The organism is Pedobacter psychrodurus, assembly GCF_032678585.1.
Classification (GTDB): Bacteria; Bacteroidota; Bacteroidia; order Sphingobacteriales; family Sphingobacteriaceae; genus Pedobacter; species Pedobacter psychrodurus_A.
Window position 1 is genome coordinate 99094 of the sequence record NZ_JAVTSN010000016.1, and the last position, 14893, is coordinate 113986.

Annotated in this window: 14 protein-coding genes; 6 read left to right on the forward strand and 8 right to left on the reverse strand. The window is 38.7% G+C overall.

Annotation, left to right across the window (positions count from 1 at the left end):
• Nucleotides 1-170: 170 nt before the first annotated feature.
• The gene (locus R2S57_RS12710; protein WP_316845326.1) at nucleotides 171-2867 is read right to left on the reverse strand and encodes a M14 family metallopeptidase; all 2697 of its coding nucleotides are present in this window, start codon (nucleotides 2865-2867) and stop codon (nucleotides 171-173) included.
• A 195-nt stretch (nucleotides 2868-3062) separates the two neighbouring features.
• On the opposite strand from R2S57_RS12710, the gene R2S57_RS12715 reads away from it, so the two are divergent.
• Both R2S57_RS12715 and R2S57_RS12720 read left to right on the forward strand, forming a co-directional pair.
• Nucleotides 3063-3449 carry an acyl-CoA thioesterase gene (locus R2S57_RS12715; RefSeq protein ID WP_316845327.1) on the forward strand — a complete coding sequence of 129 codons (387 nt, stop codon included), beginning with the start codon at nucleotides 3063-3065 and terminating at the stop codon, nucleotides 3447-3449.
• A 61-nt stretch (nucleotides 3450-3510) separates the two neighbouring features.
• Nucleotides 3511-4194, forward strand: a complete 684-nt coding sequence (locus tag R2S57_RS12720) for a class I SAM-dependent methyltransferase (protein WP_316845328.1) — start codon at nucleotides 3511-3513, stop codon at nucleotides 4192-4194.
• Between the two features lie 106 nt (nucleotides 4195-4300).
• On the opposite strand, the gene R2S57_RS12725 is transcribed toward R2S57_RS12720, so the two are convergent.
• Genes R2S57_RS12725 through R2S57_RS12735 form a run of 3 tightly spaced genes read right to left on the reverse strand, consistent with a single transcriptional unit; the run spans nucleotide 4301 to nucleotide 6271 of the window.
• A complete protein-coding gene (locus R2S57_RS12725) occupies nucleotides 4301-5110 on the reverse strand; it encodes a phosphatidate cytidylyltransferase (RefSeq protein WP_316845329.1) in 810 nt (269 codons plus the stop codon).
• A gap of 47 nt (nucleotides 5111-5157) precedes the next feature.
• Entirely contained in the window at nucleotides 5158-5364 is a 207-nt protein-coding gene (locus tag R2S57_RS12730) for a putative signal transducing protein (protein WP_316845330.1), read from the reverse strand.
• Nucleotides 5345-6271, reverse strand: a complete 927-nt coding sequence (locus tag R2S57_RS12735; protein WP_316845331.1) for a CPBP family intramembrane glutamic endopeptidase — start codon at nucleotides 6269-6271, stop codon at nucleotides 5345-5347. Before R2S57_RS12735 ends, R2S57_RS12730 begins: the two co-directional genes overlap by 20 nt.
• 43 nt (nucleotides 6272-6314) lie before the next feature.
• Between R2S57_RS12735 and dusB the strand changes: the two genes are divergently transcribed.
• Together dusB and apaG are read left to right on the forward strand one after the other, a co-directional pair.
• Nucleotides 6315-7322, forward strand: coding sequence for a tRNA dihydrouridine synthase DusB (gene dusB / locus R2S57_RS12740; RefSeq protein WP_316845332.1), 1008 nt, complete (start codon nucleotides 6315-6317; stop codon nucleotides 7320-7322).
• 36 nt (nucleotides 7323-7358) lie between these two features.
• Nucleotides 7359-7745, forward strand: a complete 387-nt coding sequence (gene apaG, locus R2S57_RS12745; RefSeq protein WP_316845333.1) for a Co2+/Mg2+ efflux protein ApaG — start codon at nucleotides 7359-7361, stop codon at nucleotides 7743-7745.
• Nucleotides 7746-8206: 461 nt separating this feature from the next.
• Here the strand turns inward: apaG and R2S57_RS12750 are convergent, their stop codons facing one another.
• Nucleotides 8207-8902, reverse strand: coding sequence for a zinc metallopeptidase (locus tag R2S57_RS12750; protein ID WP_316845357.1), 696 nt, complete (start codon nucleotides 8900-8902; stop codon nucleotides 8207-8209).
• Between the two features lie 83 nt (nucleotides 8903-8985).
• Between R2S57_RS12750 and R2S57_RS12755 the strand changes: the two genes are divergently transcribed.
• Entirely contained in the window at nucleotides 8986-10122 is a 1137-nt protein-coding gene (locus tag R2S57_RS12755) for an FAD-dependent oxidoreductase (RefSeq protein WP_316845334.1), read from the forward strand.
• Here the strand turns inward: R2S57_RS12755 and R2S57_RS12760 are convergent.
• Both R2S57_RS12760 and purU read right to left on the reverse strand, forming a co-directional pair.
• The gene (locus R2S57_RS12760; protein ID WP_316845335.1) at nucleotides 10117-10956 is read right to left on the reverse strand and encodes a hypothetical protein; all 840 of its coding nucleotides are present in this window, start codon (nucleotides 10954-10956) and stop codon (nucleotides 10117-10119) included. The two genes, R2S57_RS12755 and R2S57_RS12760, sit on opposite strands and share 6 nt — an antisense overlap.
• Before the next feature lie 226 nt (nucleotides 10957-11182).
• On the reverse strand, nucleotides 11183-12022 hold the full coding sequence (gene purU, locus R2S57_RS12765) for a formyltetrahydrofolate deformylase (RefSeq protein ID WP_316845336.1): 840 nt from the start codon (nucleotides 12020-12022) through the stop codon (nucleotides 11183-11185).
• 118 nt (nucleotides 12023-12140) lie between these two features.
• Here purU and rmuC point away from each other — a divergent pair, with 118 nt between their 5' ends.
• Entirely contained in the window at nucleotides 12141-13526 is a 1386-nt protein-coding gene (rmuC, locus tag R2S57_RS12770; protein WP_316845337.1) for a DNA recombination protein RmuC, read from the forward strand.
• Nucleotides 13527-13841: 315 nt separating this feature from the next.
• Here the strand turns inward: rmuC and thiL are convergent, their stop codons facing one another.
• Nucleotides 13842-14882: a thiamine-phosphate kinase gene (gene thiL / locus R2S57_RS12775; RefSeq protein ID WP_316845338.1), complete on the reverse strand. Its 1041-nt coding sequence runs from the start codon at nucleotides 14880-14882 to the stop codon at nucleotides 13842-13844.
• Nucleotides 14883-14893 lie beyond the last annotated feature (11 nt).

Below are 14893 nucleotides of genomic sequence, written 5' to 3' on the forward strand. Positions count from 1 at the left end.
ACACAAAATTAAGCTGATTATAATTGGCCATCGTAAGCCCAAAGTAAAAAGCCACTATCGTTTAGGATAGTGGCTTCCCTTGTCATATAAAGTGTTATCCTGAGCCTGTCGAAGGATCAACATAACTGCATTTTAAACGTCTTAACAAAGCCGGGTATTAATAGATCTGACTATTTATATAACTGGTTAAATATCAGCTTAAAAGTGCCATGTGTTTGTGCCCTAAAAGTGATTTCCGGTCCGAAAGCAAGTAACTTACCTTTGCCAACTTTTGCTTCAAAAGCAGTTACACCATCTTGTAAATAAGCTTGTCCCCAGGCCCAGCCACTGCGTAACGGTGTGGCATTTTCAAACCACATCAACGGTTTGATCTTTCCAGAGGCAATGGCATCTCCTGTGAGCTTAAAAACAGGACTATTATCGAAATATACATCGGCTTCTTTTTCCATGCCCCAATTGGTTGGCAGGCTGGTATCTACACCCACGTTCAAAACACTTCCCGGAACATAATATTTTTCGGCAGGCAATCTCTTTTCTTCTCCGTTTACAATTTCGACCATTGCATTGCGAACCGGAAGATTTAAGTGATAGGCCAGATTGGTACTGCTGCCAATGGTTACGATATTGCCTCCAGCTTCCAAAAATTTCTTTAACTCAGGGATCGATTTGTCGGCAGTAATCCTGCCCAAACGGTTTCTAAACTCTTGCGGAATTTCTTCTGCCTTTGGCCCGAAAGACCTGTTCCCGGCACCGCCTTGCAATGCCGGAATAGCCCCGCCTACAAAAACAATTACATCATATTTTGATTTTAAATTGCCTCCATCAATATCCTGTGGATAAATCACCGTAGCGCTATAATGATATTGTTCCATTAAAAAGCGAACCCAGCCCGAGGCCATTGAGCCTCCATAAGTATCCCAAAGAGCAATTCTGGCAACTGAGACCTTAATTTTGCATTTTGGGGCCGCTGCATTTTTTAATTTAATGTTTGCTTTTTCTAATACCGATTTCCCCGCTGATGAAACATAAAAATCGCCATTCTCGCCAGATCTGTAAACCTCAAGTTTACTTTTCAGCAGGTCATTTACTGCGGTATAAGAATCGTTCTGTGCTGCGCTTAAAACATAACCCGATCCATTCGGTAATTTATTTTCAAACTTCAATAAAACACCGTATGGATTTTTCACAAACGGACCTGAAAAATCGTCGAGAATCCGGTCAAATTTAACATCCATTAAATAGGCTAATGTCCATCCGGCGGCATCGTATGGCGGAATTGGTGCACCTCCTTCATATTTAAAATCATTTGGGTGATCCTGCGGCTCGAACATATCTAAAACGTGTGGCCGGAAAGCCTGATCGGTTTTGACCACATAACTACCTGCAGGATAATTTTTACCCGCAACACTAAATGGCGCCGTTGCTTTTTGAACCACAATACCCGTTCTGATCAAAGCGTTTAAAAATTTAACCGCCGAATTAAAATCTGGCTGATCTGCCGATAAAATATATCCCCGTGGATCTCTGTTTAAAGGCGCTTTCATCACGGTATCAAACGCTTTCATGCTGATCTGGCGTCGAGACCCAAAATCAGCATCACCACCTGCTACAGCAGTATTTTTTTCTGCTTTTGCCGCATTATTAATGGCTTCAATTTTTTTTGGAGAAAAAGACCAGGTATCCTTTTTACCCCTTGCTATCGAATTCTGCCCCATCTGATAAATATTGAATAACAATTCATCACGATAACGTTGGGCATAACTTAAAACGGCATAATTTAATGATACCGAATAATCAATAGAGTTTTTAAAGTACCATTTCCTCGGGCTAATCGGATTTGGCGAATCTCCACTTGGCAATAACCTCGAAGGAACCAGTGGAATTTCGGATGGTGTTGGGTTCCCGATAATTTCGGTCAACAGCCCAATCATATTGTGGAAATAAGTGGTTGTTCTTAAGCCTCCATTATACCAGGTGGAGTAAACTGATCCACCCCGTTGGGTATAACCAGGTTTATTTTCCACGTTCATTCTATTGTGCATAGCAGCACCAACGGCATCTAAACTGGTTAATATAGTCGGATCAAAAACATAATTAAACGGATCACGGTAGGGCGGGCCAGCAACAACCGTTCCTGCCGGGCCAGCCTGATGGTGGTTGTACATAATCTGAGGAATCCACTCTATAAAAAGCTGACGGCCAATATTCTGTGTTTCTTTTAAGTTTAACATAAAAAAATCGCGGTTATTATCATGCCCTGCATATTTTTCGTACAAAACAGGTAATCCAGATGTTGTTCTTTTTTTCTGATCTTTCTCGCGCATATACCAGTTGCTCACCAGTTCCTGTCCATCAGGATTGGCATGCGTAAACAAGATGATCACATTATCCAAAATGCGCAGGGTTTCGGGGTCGGTTCTGGAGGCAAACTCATATACCGTTTGGATCAGCTGATGGGCCCCAACCACTTCATTTGCATGCAAACCACCATCTATCCATACAACTGCCTTACCTTCCTGCGCTAGCGCCTTAGCTTGCTCCGGGGTAATTTCGGCATGGGCGAGCTGTTGCGAAATTTCCTTATAACGCTCTAATTTTTTGAGGTTTTCGGGAGAAGAAACAATCAACATGTATTGACTTCTGCCTTCTTCGGTTTTACCGATATCGACCAGTTTAACCCGGTTAGAACTTGCAGCCAGTTTTTTAAAATAAGCTTCCGTTTGGGTATAATTGGCCAGTTGATAATCAGCTCCGATATCGAAACCAAAATGCGATTTTGGAGAAGGCACCTCTTGTGCAAGTACCGCAAAGCTATTGAATATTAAAAAAGCAAAGCAGAGCCCTTTAAAGTAGTTTTTAATCATCATAAGAAGTTTAGTTGGTAACCAAATATAATAGAGAATCGGCTCCAAAAACAGCTTGCTGTAAATTTGTTACAAGTAGTTTATGAGCTTAATACACAAACCACAGATACAAACATCTCTGATTACCTGTGTAAATCCTTGGTTAAATATTATGAACAGAAATTTGCCAAAGCTTTTTACAGCACCTATATTTAGCCCATGACCCTAGAAGAAAGAATAGAAAACTCTAAAACCAGTATTTTTAAAGCCGTTTTCCCAAACACAACCAACCATTACGATACCCTTTTTGGTGGAACCGCCATGCATTTAATGGATGAGGTTGCTTTTATTACCGCAACGCGTTTTAGCAGGCAGATCATGGTAACCGTAAGCAGTGACAGGATTGATTTTAAAAAGCCGATCCCTGCAGGCACCATTGTAGAACTGATTGGCAAAGTAAACCATGTGGGTAACACCAGTTTAAGGGTTAATGTAGAAATTTATATTGAGCAAATGTATGCCGAAGGAAGAGAACTCGCCGTACACGGCGATTTTACTTTTGTAGCCATCGATGAAAATAAAAAACCGGTACAGGTGATTAAATAATCTTGTAAACTTTGGCTAAAGAGCTATAAAAATCATCGATCCTAAATCTTTAATTTTGATTATGGAACATCAGCACACGGAAGAAGATCTAAAAAATATTGCGAAGCAATTAAGCTGCCCTGAAGGCGAACATGGCGTTAAAACAGGGGAGATGATGCATGCCAGCAATATTGGCATGACCAGTGCTGCTATTGACGCCTTAAACCTACAAGACAACGATACCGTTTTAGAAATTGGCCATGGCAATGGTGGGCATATTGCTCAACTATTATCAAAAGCAAAAAACCTCAGGTACTTTGGTGCCGATATTTCAGAAACAATCATCGCTGAAGCGGAAAAAATTAATGCCGACCTTTTAAATAAAGGTCAGGTTCACTTTCAACTTACTAATGGTATCCATCTACCTTTTGCAGATGAACAATTCGATAAAGCATTTACAGTAAATACCATTTACTTTTGGGAAAACCCATTAAAATATCTTAAAGAAATTAGAAATATTTTAAAACCTGCCGGAATTTTTACGGTATGTTTTGCCGACAAAAGCTTTATGCAAAACCTACCTTTTACTCCTTATGGCTTTACACTTTATGAGGTAGAAAAAGTAATAGAATTATTACAGGAAGCGGGCTTTACAATTAAAGATTTTGTTAAAAAATTAGAGCAGGTTCAAAGTAAAACCGGAGAGCAGATAGAAAGACCATATTATGTTGTAACAGCTACTGCTGAACATAGTCCTCGTTTATAACGAAGATTAGCGAGAATAGTGATTGTATCGCTAATAGCATAAACGCATTACAAATGCGGATCTCATTCATCCTCGTTACAAATGAGGACGAAAGGTAAAGTCAATTTTAATACAAAATCAAATACAAATAGGCGTAAACCACCGGTGCGGCCAACAATAAACCATCAAAACGGTCTAACAAACCACCATGGCCCGGCAACAAACCACCACTGTCTTTGGTATCCAAACTGCGTTTAAGCATCGATTCTACTAAATCGCCCAGGGTACCAAAACTTGCAATCAGCACAGCCATACCTGCCCAAACCCAGGCCGGGTTTTCGGTAAACCAAAATGACAAAGCAAAAGCAACTAAAACGCTGGTAAACATCCCGCCGAAAAAACCTTCCCAGCTCTTTTTAGGCGAATGGCGCTCAAATAATTTACGCTTGCCATATTTTACACCAAAAAGATAAGCTCCGGTATCGTTTGCCCAAAGCATCAATAAAAATGCCAACGGGAAATGAAAGTTATATTCATTCCAGTTTTTTAAAAAGCCAAGGGCGTGAAAAAAACAAAAAGGAATGGTTACGTATACAAAACCCACAAAGGTGTAGGAGATATTGGCAAATGGAATTTTATTCTTCTTATACAATTCTGTAATAAAAACCGAAAAAACCAGTGGGATACAGAGCAACAGATATTTAACATCATACTTTAAATAATGTAAACCTGCAGCCATCAAAAATATTAAGAATCCTGCAGCCAAACCAATATTGCGGTGTGGCCTGATGCCAGAGTTTTTGATCAGCTTGTAAAACTCAAAAAGAGATAAAACACTTAAAACAAGATAGAAGATTGTAAAGGTATAACTCCCTAAAAAGATAGAGCCAAGCATTACAATGGTAAAGAAAAAAGCGGTTATTGCCCTGGTTTTCATGTTAAAAATGTAAGATGGGAGATGTAAAATGGATAAGGTTTAACAGGTTACTCAATTTCGTTTTCAACAATATATTCAATGGCTTTATCGAAATCTACCTTATTTACCAGAACATTTATTTCGCCAATATTATATGCCGAGAGCTGTTTATTCATTGTTACTGCCGGGATTCCAGCCTCTGTTAACCCTTGTTTCAATACCTCAGCCGCAAAGGCATCGCTGGTGGTATATACTTTAACCCAATTTTCGCTCACGTGTTGCGTTGTCTTTAAAAAATTTAAACAAAGCTATGGTAATTATTGCACTAATTAAATAGCCATACCAAGGAAAACCGATAGGCTCATCAGCTTTATCGAGCGGCATATGGTGCAATTGCATATAAAATGCCGAACAAACTGCATAAGCATTATTTATAAAGTGCGCTAAGATGGCATACCAGATACTTCCGCTGAAATAATATAAATAACCAAAACCAGCACCCAAAAGCATACGGGGCACAAAACCGTAAAATTGAACATGGATGGCGCTAAAAATAATCGCCGCACTCCAAATGGCCACATGATGGTTACCCAACATTTTTTGCAATGAACCCTGCAGTCCTGCCCTAAAAAACAGTTCTTCGCCAATGGCAGGCAATACCGCAATCATGATCAGATTAACGACAAAATCCCAATTGCTCCTTACGGTTATCAGCTGAATGGTCATTTTCATCGCCTGCTGTTCCTTCGATTTCATCCAGCTTTCCAAGCCCTTTAAAAACTCGGGCAGTACCATTTTTTGATTAAATACAGCTACCCACTCCATAATTGGCATACTCACAATCATGATTGCAAAAACCAAAATAAAAGGAAGAAAGCTTGGCTTATTAAAACCATAAAAGGTATTAGGTTTTTGTCCTTCGGTGTAAGCTAAAACAATAGGGGGCAGAATAAACATCCCTATCGAGCTAAAAATCTGGATAATTTTTAAAGCGGTTATAAACTTTGGATCCCCGCTTATAATTAACCCAAATTCACCAAATATCGAAGTGCCATATACAAACGCAATCACAATAAAGCCTAATAATGTGCAAATTACCGCTCCGGCCGCCCAGTAAACACAAAGTAAAAATATCTGTAAAAGTGGATGGCTTTCTTTTCTGATGGGTGTTACAAAATTCATTATTTGTACCTTTGTATGTTTTATTAATCGTTGAAGATAGAAAATGTCTGTTAAGATAGGAAATATAGATTTAGGTGAGTTCCCGTTATTATTGGCTCCAATGGAGGATGTAAGTGATCCGCCGTTCCGCTACGTTTGCAAAAAAAACGGGGCTGATATGATGTACACAGAATTTATCTCTTCGGAAGGTTTGATCCGTGATGCCGCAAAAAGTATCCAAAAACTCGATATTTTCGAATATGAAAGGCCAATCGGTATCCAGATTTTTGGTGGCGATATCGAACACATGCGCGAAGCTTCTGAAATCGCTTCTGCCGCAGGGCCAGATCTTGTCGACATTAATTACGGTTGTCCGGTTAAAAATGTAGTTTGTAAAGGCGCAGGTTCCAGCTTACTTCAGGATATTGATAAAATGGTAAAAATGACCGAGGCCGTTGTTAAAGCTTCGCATTTACCTGTTACGGTTAAAACACGCCTTGGCTGGGACGATAATACCAAAAACGTTTGCGAAGTGGCCGAACGTCTTCAGGATGTAGGCATCCATGCGCTTACTATCCATGGCAGAACAAGAGCACAATTATATAAAGGCGTAGCCGATTGGTCGCTCATCCGCGAAATTAAACGCAATCCACGCATCAAAATTCCAATTTTTGGAAACGGCGATATCGATAGCCCTGAAAAAGCAGCAAACTGGCGCATGGAATACGAGGTAGATGGTATTATGATTGGCCGTGCAGCCATTGGTTATCCGTGGATTTTCCGTGAGGTAAAACATTTCTTTAAAACCGGCGAACACCTTGCCGGACCAACTATTGAAGAACGCATTGAAGTATGCCGTACACACTTAGATAAATCCTTAGAATGGAAAGGCCCAAAAACCGGAATTTTCGAAATGCGCCGCCATTATGCAAACTATTTTAAAGGTCTGCCCGATTTTAAACCATACCGCATGCGTTTAGTGGCAGAGCCCGATATCAACAACATTTACAGTATTTTAGAAGAAGTGGCAGAAAAATTTGCCGACTACGATGCCACTAGCGTAATGGCTTGATTTTTGAAAGGTTTTTTTATACATTCGTAAATCATCATGGTTACAGCTATTACAGACGGGGTTAAAGTTTCGGTAGAAACAGTTTACCAGCCAGAATACTCAAATCCGGCCAATGAACATTTTATGTTCGCTTATCGCGTAGAAATTTCTAACCTTTCTGATTATGCTGTACAGTTAATGCGCCGTCAATGGCTAATTTTCGATTCGAACAGCAGCCGCAGGGAAGTAGAAGGCGAAGGTGTGGTTGGTTTACAGCCGATTATTCAGCCAGGCGAAACCCATGTATATGTTTCGGGATGTAACCTCAAAACTGATATGGGCAGCATGAAAGGCTCCTATTTGATGAAACGTGATATTGATGGTTCAGCATTTGATGTCGATATTCCAGAATTTCAATTGGTAGCGCCGTATAAATTAAATTAATTCTTTCTTATTGTCACCCAGCCACGGGTCGTCAATTCGACCGTAGTAGAGAAATTGGTAAGTTGTACTCCATTCTTAGTTTTTGAAAAGGTACTGTATCCTTTCATTTTAAGGGCCAGGCCCTGCTTTCTGTTTCCAGTCCTCGCTACGCTGTGGGCTTTTCACTTCAATCAGGTTTAGACCACAGTACTGCTACACTTATGAAAGGTTTGCCTGCATGATGCCTCCATCTTATTCTCAACCCTGCAGCCCCAAATCGTAGAACTCATCTCGCCACCTAAACCCGATCGAAGTGGTTCCGATTCTTCATCGGAAAGAACGGAGAGCGGGACCGAAGTTTGCCTATTACCACAATAGTTGCTTTCCAAAAAACGCTAATCTTACTAAAAAATAAAATGCTTATAACCAAAAACGGCCAGGAATAATCCCGGCCGCCCTGTGTTTTTCAAAATTAAATATTTCTAGTCTCTACTTCTTCCGAAAAGCATTGATGCATAATAAAGTAAATTTGCCAAAGCACCTACAGCTGCTACAACATAAGTCATGGCTGCCCACCAGAGCGCATCTTTAGCCTGTGCATTCTCCTCTTGTGTTTGCATCACACCATTATTGTTTTTTAACCAGGCCAATGCACGGTTACTGGCATCAAATTCAACGGGTAAGGTAATTACGCTAAATATTGTTACCAATGCCAAACCTACCACACCAATGGCCAAAACAATAGGGTTACCGGTAAAACCAATTAACAATACGCCAATTAATAAAACCCACTGTAAAAGATTAGACGAGATGCTCACTACCGGAACCATGCTGCTTCTCAATTGCAGCCAATTATAAGATTTGGCCTGTTGAACGGCATGTCCGCATTCGTGTGCTGCTACTGCCGCTGCGGCTACGCTTCGGCTATAGTATACATCTGTACTTAAATTAACGGTTTTATCTGATGGATTGTAATGATCTGTTAATTGCCCTTCGGTACTCATCACCTTCACGTCGTATATCCCATTATCATGCAGCATTCTTTCTGCTACCTCTTTGCCCGATAAACCAGAGCTTAGTTGCATTTCGGCATATTTAGAAAACTTGTTTCTAAACCGCCATTGTACAAACATGCTCAGCAATAATACCGGGATGATTAATATTAAATAAACTCCCATTTTCTTATGTATGTTTTTCATCGAGCTTATATCAAAAAGCGTTCCCATATTATTTGGGTGTTAAAAAATGGTACATTTATACCATGTCAATTGAGCTTTCATACTGGGAAAAAGAATCCTTTTTTAATTTCGATGTCATTATTATCGGTAGTGGGATTGTAGGTTTAAACGCCGCAATCCACCTGAAAAAATCAGCCCCATCCTTAAAAATTGCGCTACTCGAAAGCGGGTTTTTACCAACAGGTGCAAGTACAAAAAATGCAGGTTTTGCATGCTTTGGTAGCATTTCTGAACTGATTGAGCAGGAAGAATCGGGTGGACTAAGCGGTCTTGCTTCCATCATAGATAGACGTTGGAAAGGTTTGCTCAAACTGCGCAATTTATTGGGCGATAAAACCATTGATTACCAATGTTTAGGCGGCTATGAATTATTTAGAAAGGATGACAATTTTCTGGCAAGCAAATGTGTATCTAAAATTGAACATTATAACTGTCTTGTTAACGATATTATTGGTAAGGATGCTTTTAGACAGAACGATAAAAAAATTAGGTCATTTGGTATAAAAAGTGTGTCAACCTTAATCGAAAATCAGTACGAAGCACAGATCGATACCGGCAAAATGATGTTAGCCCTAATTCAATATGCACAACAGCTGGGTATCCAAATTTTTAATAACGCTACCGTAAACAAAATTCAAAAAGAAACAGAATTTTCGCTTCTAATAACTAAACACGGAAACTTTAAATGTAAAAAATTGATTGTAACCACCAACGCATTTATAAAAGATCTGTTGCCCGATATCGATATTGTGCCTGGCCGTGGGCAGGTGTTGATTACCAAACCAATTAAAGACCTTAAAATAAAAGGCACCTTTCATTACGATAAAGGTTATTACTATTTCAGAAACATACATAATCGAGTTTTATTGGGCGGGGGTAGGAATATCGATTTTAAAGCTGAAGAAACTACCTTTTTTGGCCAAACCAAAAAGGTTCAGACCGCACTCGAAAACTTACTGAACAATGTAATCCTATCTGGAGTAAATTATGAGATCGATTACCGCTGGAGCGGTATCATGGCTTTTGGAAAAAGCCTTGAACCGCTTATTGAAGAAATTAAACCAAACATCTTTTGTGCCACAAGGTGTAATGGGATGGGCATTGCGATTGGTTCACAAACAGGCGAGGATGTGGCTCAATTGGTTCTAAAAACATTATAATTTATCCATCTCAGCACGCATGAGCTTCAATTTTTGTGAAAACTGATCTTCTGGTTTACTATACTTAGTTACCTCTTCACCCCAGTAATTAAACTTCTGTTTATTTTTTAACAGATAGTAATGATATGCGATATTGTGTGCCATTTCACTTTTATAGGCATTATCCGAGCAATTTTTATCAGCATCTCTATAGGTTTCCTCTGCATCAGTTAGTTTAACATTCAATTGGGCATAAACAAGTTCTTTATACAGCAAACAATCTTTTGGATTTTCAACGATGGCTTCTTTTAGAACCTTTGCGGCTTTATCGTATTGTTTTAACACATTATAAGCAAAGGCAAATTCAAAGCTAAGCCCATTGTATTTCGGGTTAATTGCTTTTACTTTTTCCAGATTAATCAATGCTTTTTCTGCTAGATCCCATTGATTATATACAAAACCTAACCTAAAAATCCGGTTAACATCTGTATCGCTGGTTTTGTAAAAATGCAACCAATCAGGTATTTCTTTGATCTGAAGTTCACTAAACTTAGTTAATGGAATGAGTGCTGCTAAAACCTTAGTTGGCGGAATACGATGTTTGACCGATGAATTTATAATCTTTTTAGCTTCATAATTACCCTTTGCATCAATTTTAAATGTTCCTTCAACATTGAGGGTTAAACCTGCCATTTTATCCAAATAAATAAAACCAAAATTATAGGTACTGTCTTTATTCATTGGAAAAGCAACCCATTTATCTTCACAATCAATTAAGGCATGGTCGAATTTAAGTTCGGTTTGGGCTTTTGATCCAATAGACCAAAGGAGGAGAAGCGTTAAAATGTATTTCATTTTTAAAATTTTGAGCGTTGAATAAAATTAATTATTTATTTTAAGAATATCAATGTTATTCATATTTGCGAATCATTTCATTCCAGAAAACATAATATTCATTCTATCTGCATCAATATCCGCTGGTATAACTCAGTCTGATATATTACTAAATACTTAAATAAGTTTAGTTTGATGTAGTAATAAAATTTTGAATTTCAACCATAAACGCCTATCGATAAACGCTTTACTTAAACACCACAGTCTTATTCCCACTCACAAAAACGCGGTCTTCAAAAATTAGTTCCAGGGCCTCCAACAATACTTTTTTCTCAATTTCTTTCCCTGCCCGAACCATTTCTTTTACCCCAAAATTATGATCTACATGATTGGTGTGTTGGGTAATAATCGGACCTTCATCCAAATTATCGGTTACAAAATGGGCGGTTGCACCAATAATTTTCACACCCCGTTCAAAAGCCTGCCGATAGGGATTGGCACCAATAAAAGCAGGCAAAAAGGAATGATGGATATTGATGATTTTCCCTGCAAAATCTTTTACAAAATCAGCAGAAAGGATCCGCATAAATTTAGCCAGTACCAAATAATCTACCTCAAACCGGTTGATAATCTCTTTTATTTCAGCTTCAAATTCACTTTTATCTTTATTGCTATGATCAACATAAAAATAAGGAATACCCAATTTTTCGGTAAAATCCCTTAAACTTTCATAATTGCCAATGACACATTTAACATTGGCTCCTAAAGTTTTGAACTGGTCTTTGATCAGTATTTCTGCTAAACAATGATACTCTTTGGTTACCAGAACGGCAATCTGTTTCTCCTGTTCTGTAATTAAATTTACTTCTGCAGCATTTGGAAGGTTCTCTAAAAGTTTTTCCTTTAATTTTTCTACATCATCCAGATTTCCCGTACAGGCAATCCGTGTAAAAAAAGCTTTATTGGCCTCGTCTACAAACTCGCGCATGGCAATAATATTGAGTTGATGTGCAGCAAGCACCCGGGTGATATTCGTCACTAAACCAACTTGATCGGGACAGGATATAAGGACTGTTAATGCGTTCATTTATAAAATGCTAATGGCCAATTATAAAAAATATTTTCCGTTATACCTCAATTGAGTTAACTAAAATTTTTTGGTATATCTATTTTAATTTTCCATTTTTGCTAAAATTTTTATCATTATGGAGATCGCCGGCATCGCTTTACTAATCGTTATTTTAATTGTTTTGATCCTTCTATTTTTGAAGAAACCGCAGGCTGCGCTTTCTATTATATCGGTAGAGGATTTCGAAAAAATGAAAAATGAAAATGAAACCTTGAAAATCAGCCTTGCCAAAGCAGATGAACGTGTTTCTAACCTCTACGTTGAAAAAGAACACATTACCGTATTACTTAAACAGGAACAGCAACGTTTAATTGAGGAATTACAGGCCGAACGCGATCGCCTTGCTGATGCCAACCGTGAGCTCGAAAGTACAAGATCTTTCTACCTTGCCGAAAAAGAAAAACTAACTGAGCAAAAGTTAAGTTATGAGCAGTCGCAACAAAAACTGAACAAAGATTTCGAATTGATCGCCAATAAAATCCTGGAAGAAAAATCTACCAGATTTATTGAGCAGAACCGGACTAACCTGGATATTATTTTAAATCCGCTGAAAGAAAATATCAAAGCCTTTGAAGAGAAGGTAGAAAAAGTTTACAAGGCCGAATCAGATGAAAGGAATATTTTAAAAGGGGTTATCTCAGAATTACAGATTCAAAGCAAACTCATTCAGGAGGATGCCAATAATTTAACCAAAGCTTTAAAGGGCGACAGTAAAAAACAGGGGAACTGGGGGGAGGTAATCCTGGAAAAGGTATTGGAACGTTCGGGTTTGGTGCGCGATCAGGAATACCGCATTCAAGCCTCACATACCTCCGCCGAAGGCGGTCGTTACCAGCCAGACGTGGTGATCGACCTTCCGGATGACAAACATCTTATCGTTGATGCTAAGGTATCGCTAGTGGCTTACGAGCGTTCTGTGTCAGCCGACACTGAAGAGGAGCGTGAAGGCTATGTAAAACAACACCTGGCTTCCATTAAAAACCACATCCAGGAACTGTCTTCCAAAAACTATCAGGATTTGTATAAAATCAATTCTCCTGATTTTGTGTTATTGTTTGTACCGATTGAATCTTCTTTCAGTATCGCGGTTCAAAAAGATGCCGAACTCTTCAATTTTGCATGGGACAGAAGGGTAGTCATCGTAAGTCCATCTACCTTACTGGCTACTTTGCGCACCATTGCCAGCATGTGGAAACAGGAGCGACAAAATCGTAATGTAATGGAAATAGCCCGTTTAAGTGGCAGTATGTACGATAAGTTTGTAGGTTTTGTAGCTGACATGGAAAATATCGGCAAATACATTAAAAACGGACAGGATGCTTATGATAAAGCCATAAACAAACTCTCAGTAGGATCAGGGAATTTAACCAATACTTCGGAAAAGATTAAAAGATTGGGTGCAAAAGCAACTAAACAGATTGACACAAAGTATTTAGATGGTAATGAGCAGCTGGATTTATAAGTTTTGGAATAAAAAGCAAAGTGCCGCCGATCTTGTAAAAAGCAAGACCTAAAATCATCGATACAAAACTTGCAAAGTTAGTGATTTTTTCTGACAAACCCAAGACGATTTTTTTTTGCTGTTTTTTATTTTTCGGAGTATAGAACTGTTAATTGAAGTCGTCATGCTGAATTTATTTCAGCATCTTTTATGCCTGATAGACCCTTAAATGAATCCGATAGCTATCGGATCAGGGTGACCGTCACATAAAAAAGTCGTCATTTAGATCGGATAGCTATCGGATCGAGATGACGACGCATGGTTTATTTATAAATATTATTTATTAAAAGCATTCCAGCCCTGGGCCTTCAGCTCGTGTACTTTTTCAGATTTCGAAACCATTTTACAGCCTGAATTTTTATCGGTAACATGGCCAATTACGGTGATATCTACATCATGTTTCAATTTTTTATAATCTTCCTGACTGATCGTAAATAACAGCTCATAATCTTCACCACCACTTAAAGCACAAACTGTTGGGTCTAAACCCAACTCACGTGCAGTTTCATAAGTCATTGGATCTAGAGGGATTTTCTCTTCATAAATCGTCATTCCTTTATCGGATTGTTCTGCCAGGTGCAAAATTTCAGAAGCCAAACCATCAGAAACATCAATCATTGAAGTGGGTTTAATGCTCAGATCATCTAAAAGTGCCACAATATCCATGCGTGCTTCTGGTTTTAACTGCCTTTCAATGATGTAATCTTTTCCTTCCAAGTCTGGTTGAATCTGAGGATTTTCGAGGTAAATTAATTTCTCTCTCTCCAAAATCTGTAAACCTAGATAAGCACCGCCCAAATCTCCTGAAACACAAAGTAAATCATGTTCCTGAGCGCCATTTCTGTATACCACTTTATCGGCATCGGCATAACCAATACTGGTAATGCTGATCACCAGACCTTGTTTACTCGATGAGGTATCGCCACCGATTAAATCGATGTTGTATTTGTTGCAGGCCAGTTCAATTCCTTTATAAATTTCTTCAACAGCTTCCAATGGAAATTTACTCGACAAACCCAGCGAAACTGTAATCTGACTTGCCTTTCCATTCATGGCGTAAATATCACTCAGGTTTACCTGTACCGCTTTGTATCCCAGGTGCATTAAAGGCACATAAGCCAAATCGAAATGGATCCCTTCCAACAATAAATCAGTAGAAATTAAAACCTGTTTTCCTTTTGCATCCAATACTGCAGCATCGTCTCCAACACCTTTTACCGAATAATCGTTTTTAATTTTGAAATTAGTAGTCAGGTGTTTAATTAACCCAAATTCGCCTAATTCATTAATATCTGTGCGTTCTTTATTTTCAAACATATTTCCAAACC

Coding starts and splice junctions, on each gene's coding strand:
- dusB (WP_316845332.1), top strand. CDS start 6,315: ATGTCTGTTAAGATAGGAAATATAGATTTAGGTGAGTTCCCGTTATTA.
- R2S57_RS12720 (WP_316845328.1), top strand. CDS start 3,511: ATGGAACATCAGCACACGGAAGAAGATCTAAAAAATATTGCGAAGCAA.
- R2S57_RS12750 (WP_316845357.1), bottom strand. CDS start 8,902: ATGGGAGTTTATTTAATATTAATCATCCCGGTATTATTGCTGAGCATG.
- thiL (WP_316845338.1), bottom strand. CDS start 14,882: ATGTTTGAAAATAAAGAACGCACAGATATTAATGAATTAGGCGAATTT.
- rmuC (WP_316845337.1), top strand. CDS start 12,141: ATGGAGATCGCCGGCATCGCTTTACTAATCGTTATTTTAATTGTTTTG.
- R2S57_RS12760 (WP_316845335.1), bottom strand. CDS start 10,956: ATGAAATACATTTTAACGCTTCTCCTCCTTTGGTCTATTGGATCAAAA.
- R2S57_RS12725 (WP_316845329.1), bottom strand. CDS start 5,110: ATGAAAACCAGGGCAATAACCGCTTTTTTCTTTACCATTGTAATGCTT.
- apaG (WP_316845333.1), top strand. CDS start 7,359: ATGGTTACAGCTATTACAGACGGGGTTAAAGTTTCGGTAGAAACAGTT.
- purU (WP_316845336.1), bottom strand. CDS start 12,022: ATGAACGCATTAACAGTCCTTATATCCTGTCCCGATCAAGTTGGTTTA.
- R2S57_RS12715 (WP_316845327.1), top strand. CDS start 3,063: ATGACCCTAGAAGAAAGAATAGAAAACTCTAAAACCAGTATTTTTAAA.
- R2S57_RS12735 (WP_316845331.1), bottom strand. CDS start 6,271: ATGAATTTTGTAACACCCATCAGAAAAGAAAGCCATCCACTTTTACAG.
- R2S57_RS12710 (WP_316845326.1), bottom strand. CDS start 2,867: ATGATGATTAAAAACTACTTTAAAGGGCTCTGCTTTGCTTTTTTAATA.
- R2S57_RS12755 (WP_316845334.1), top strand. CDS start 8,986: ATGTCAATTGAGCTTTCATACTGGGAAAAAGAATCCTTTTTTAATTTC.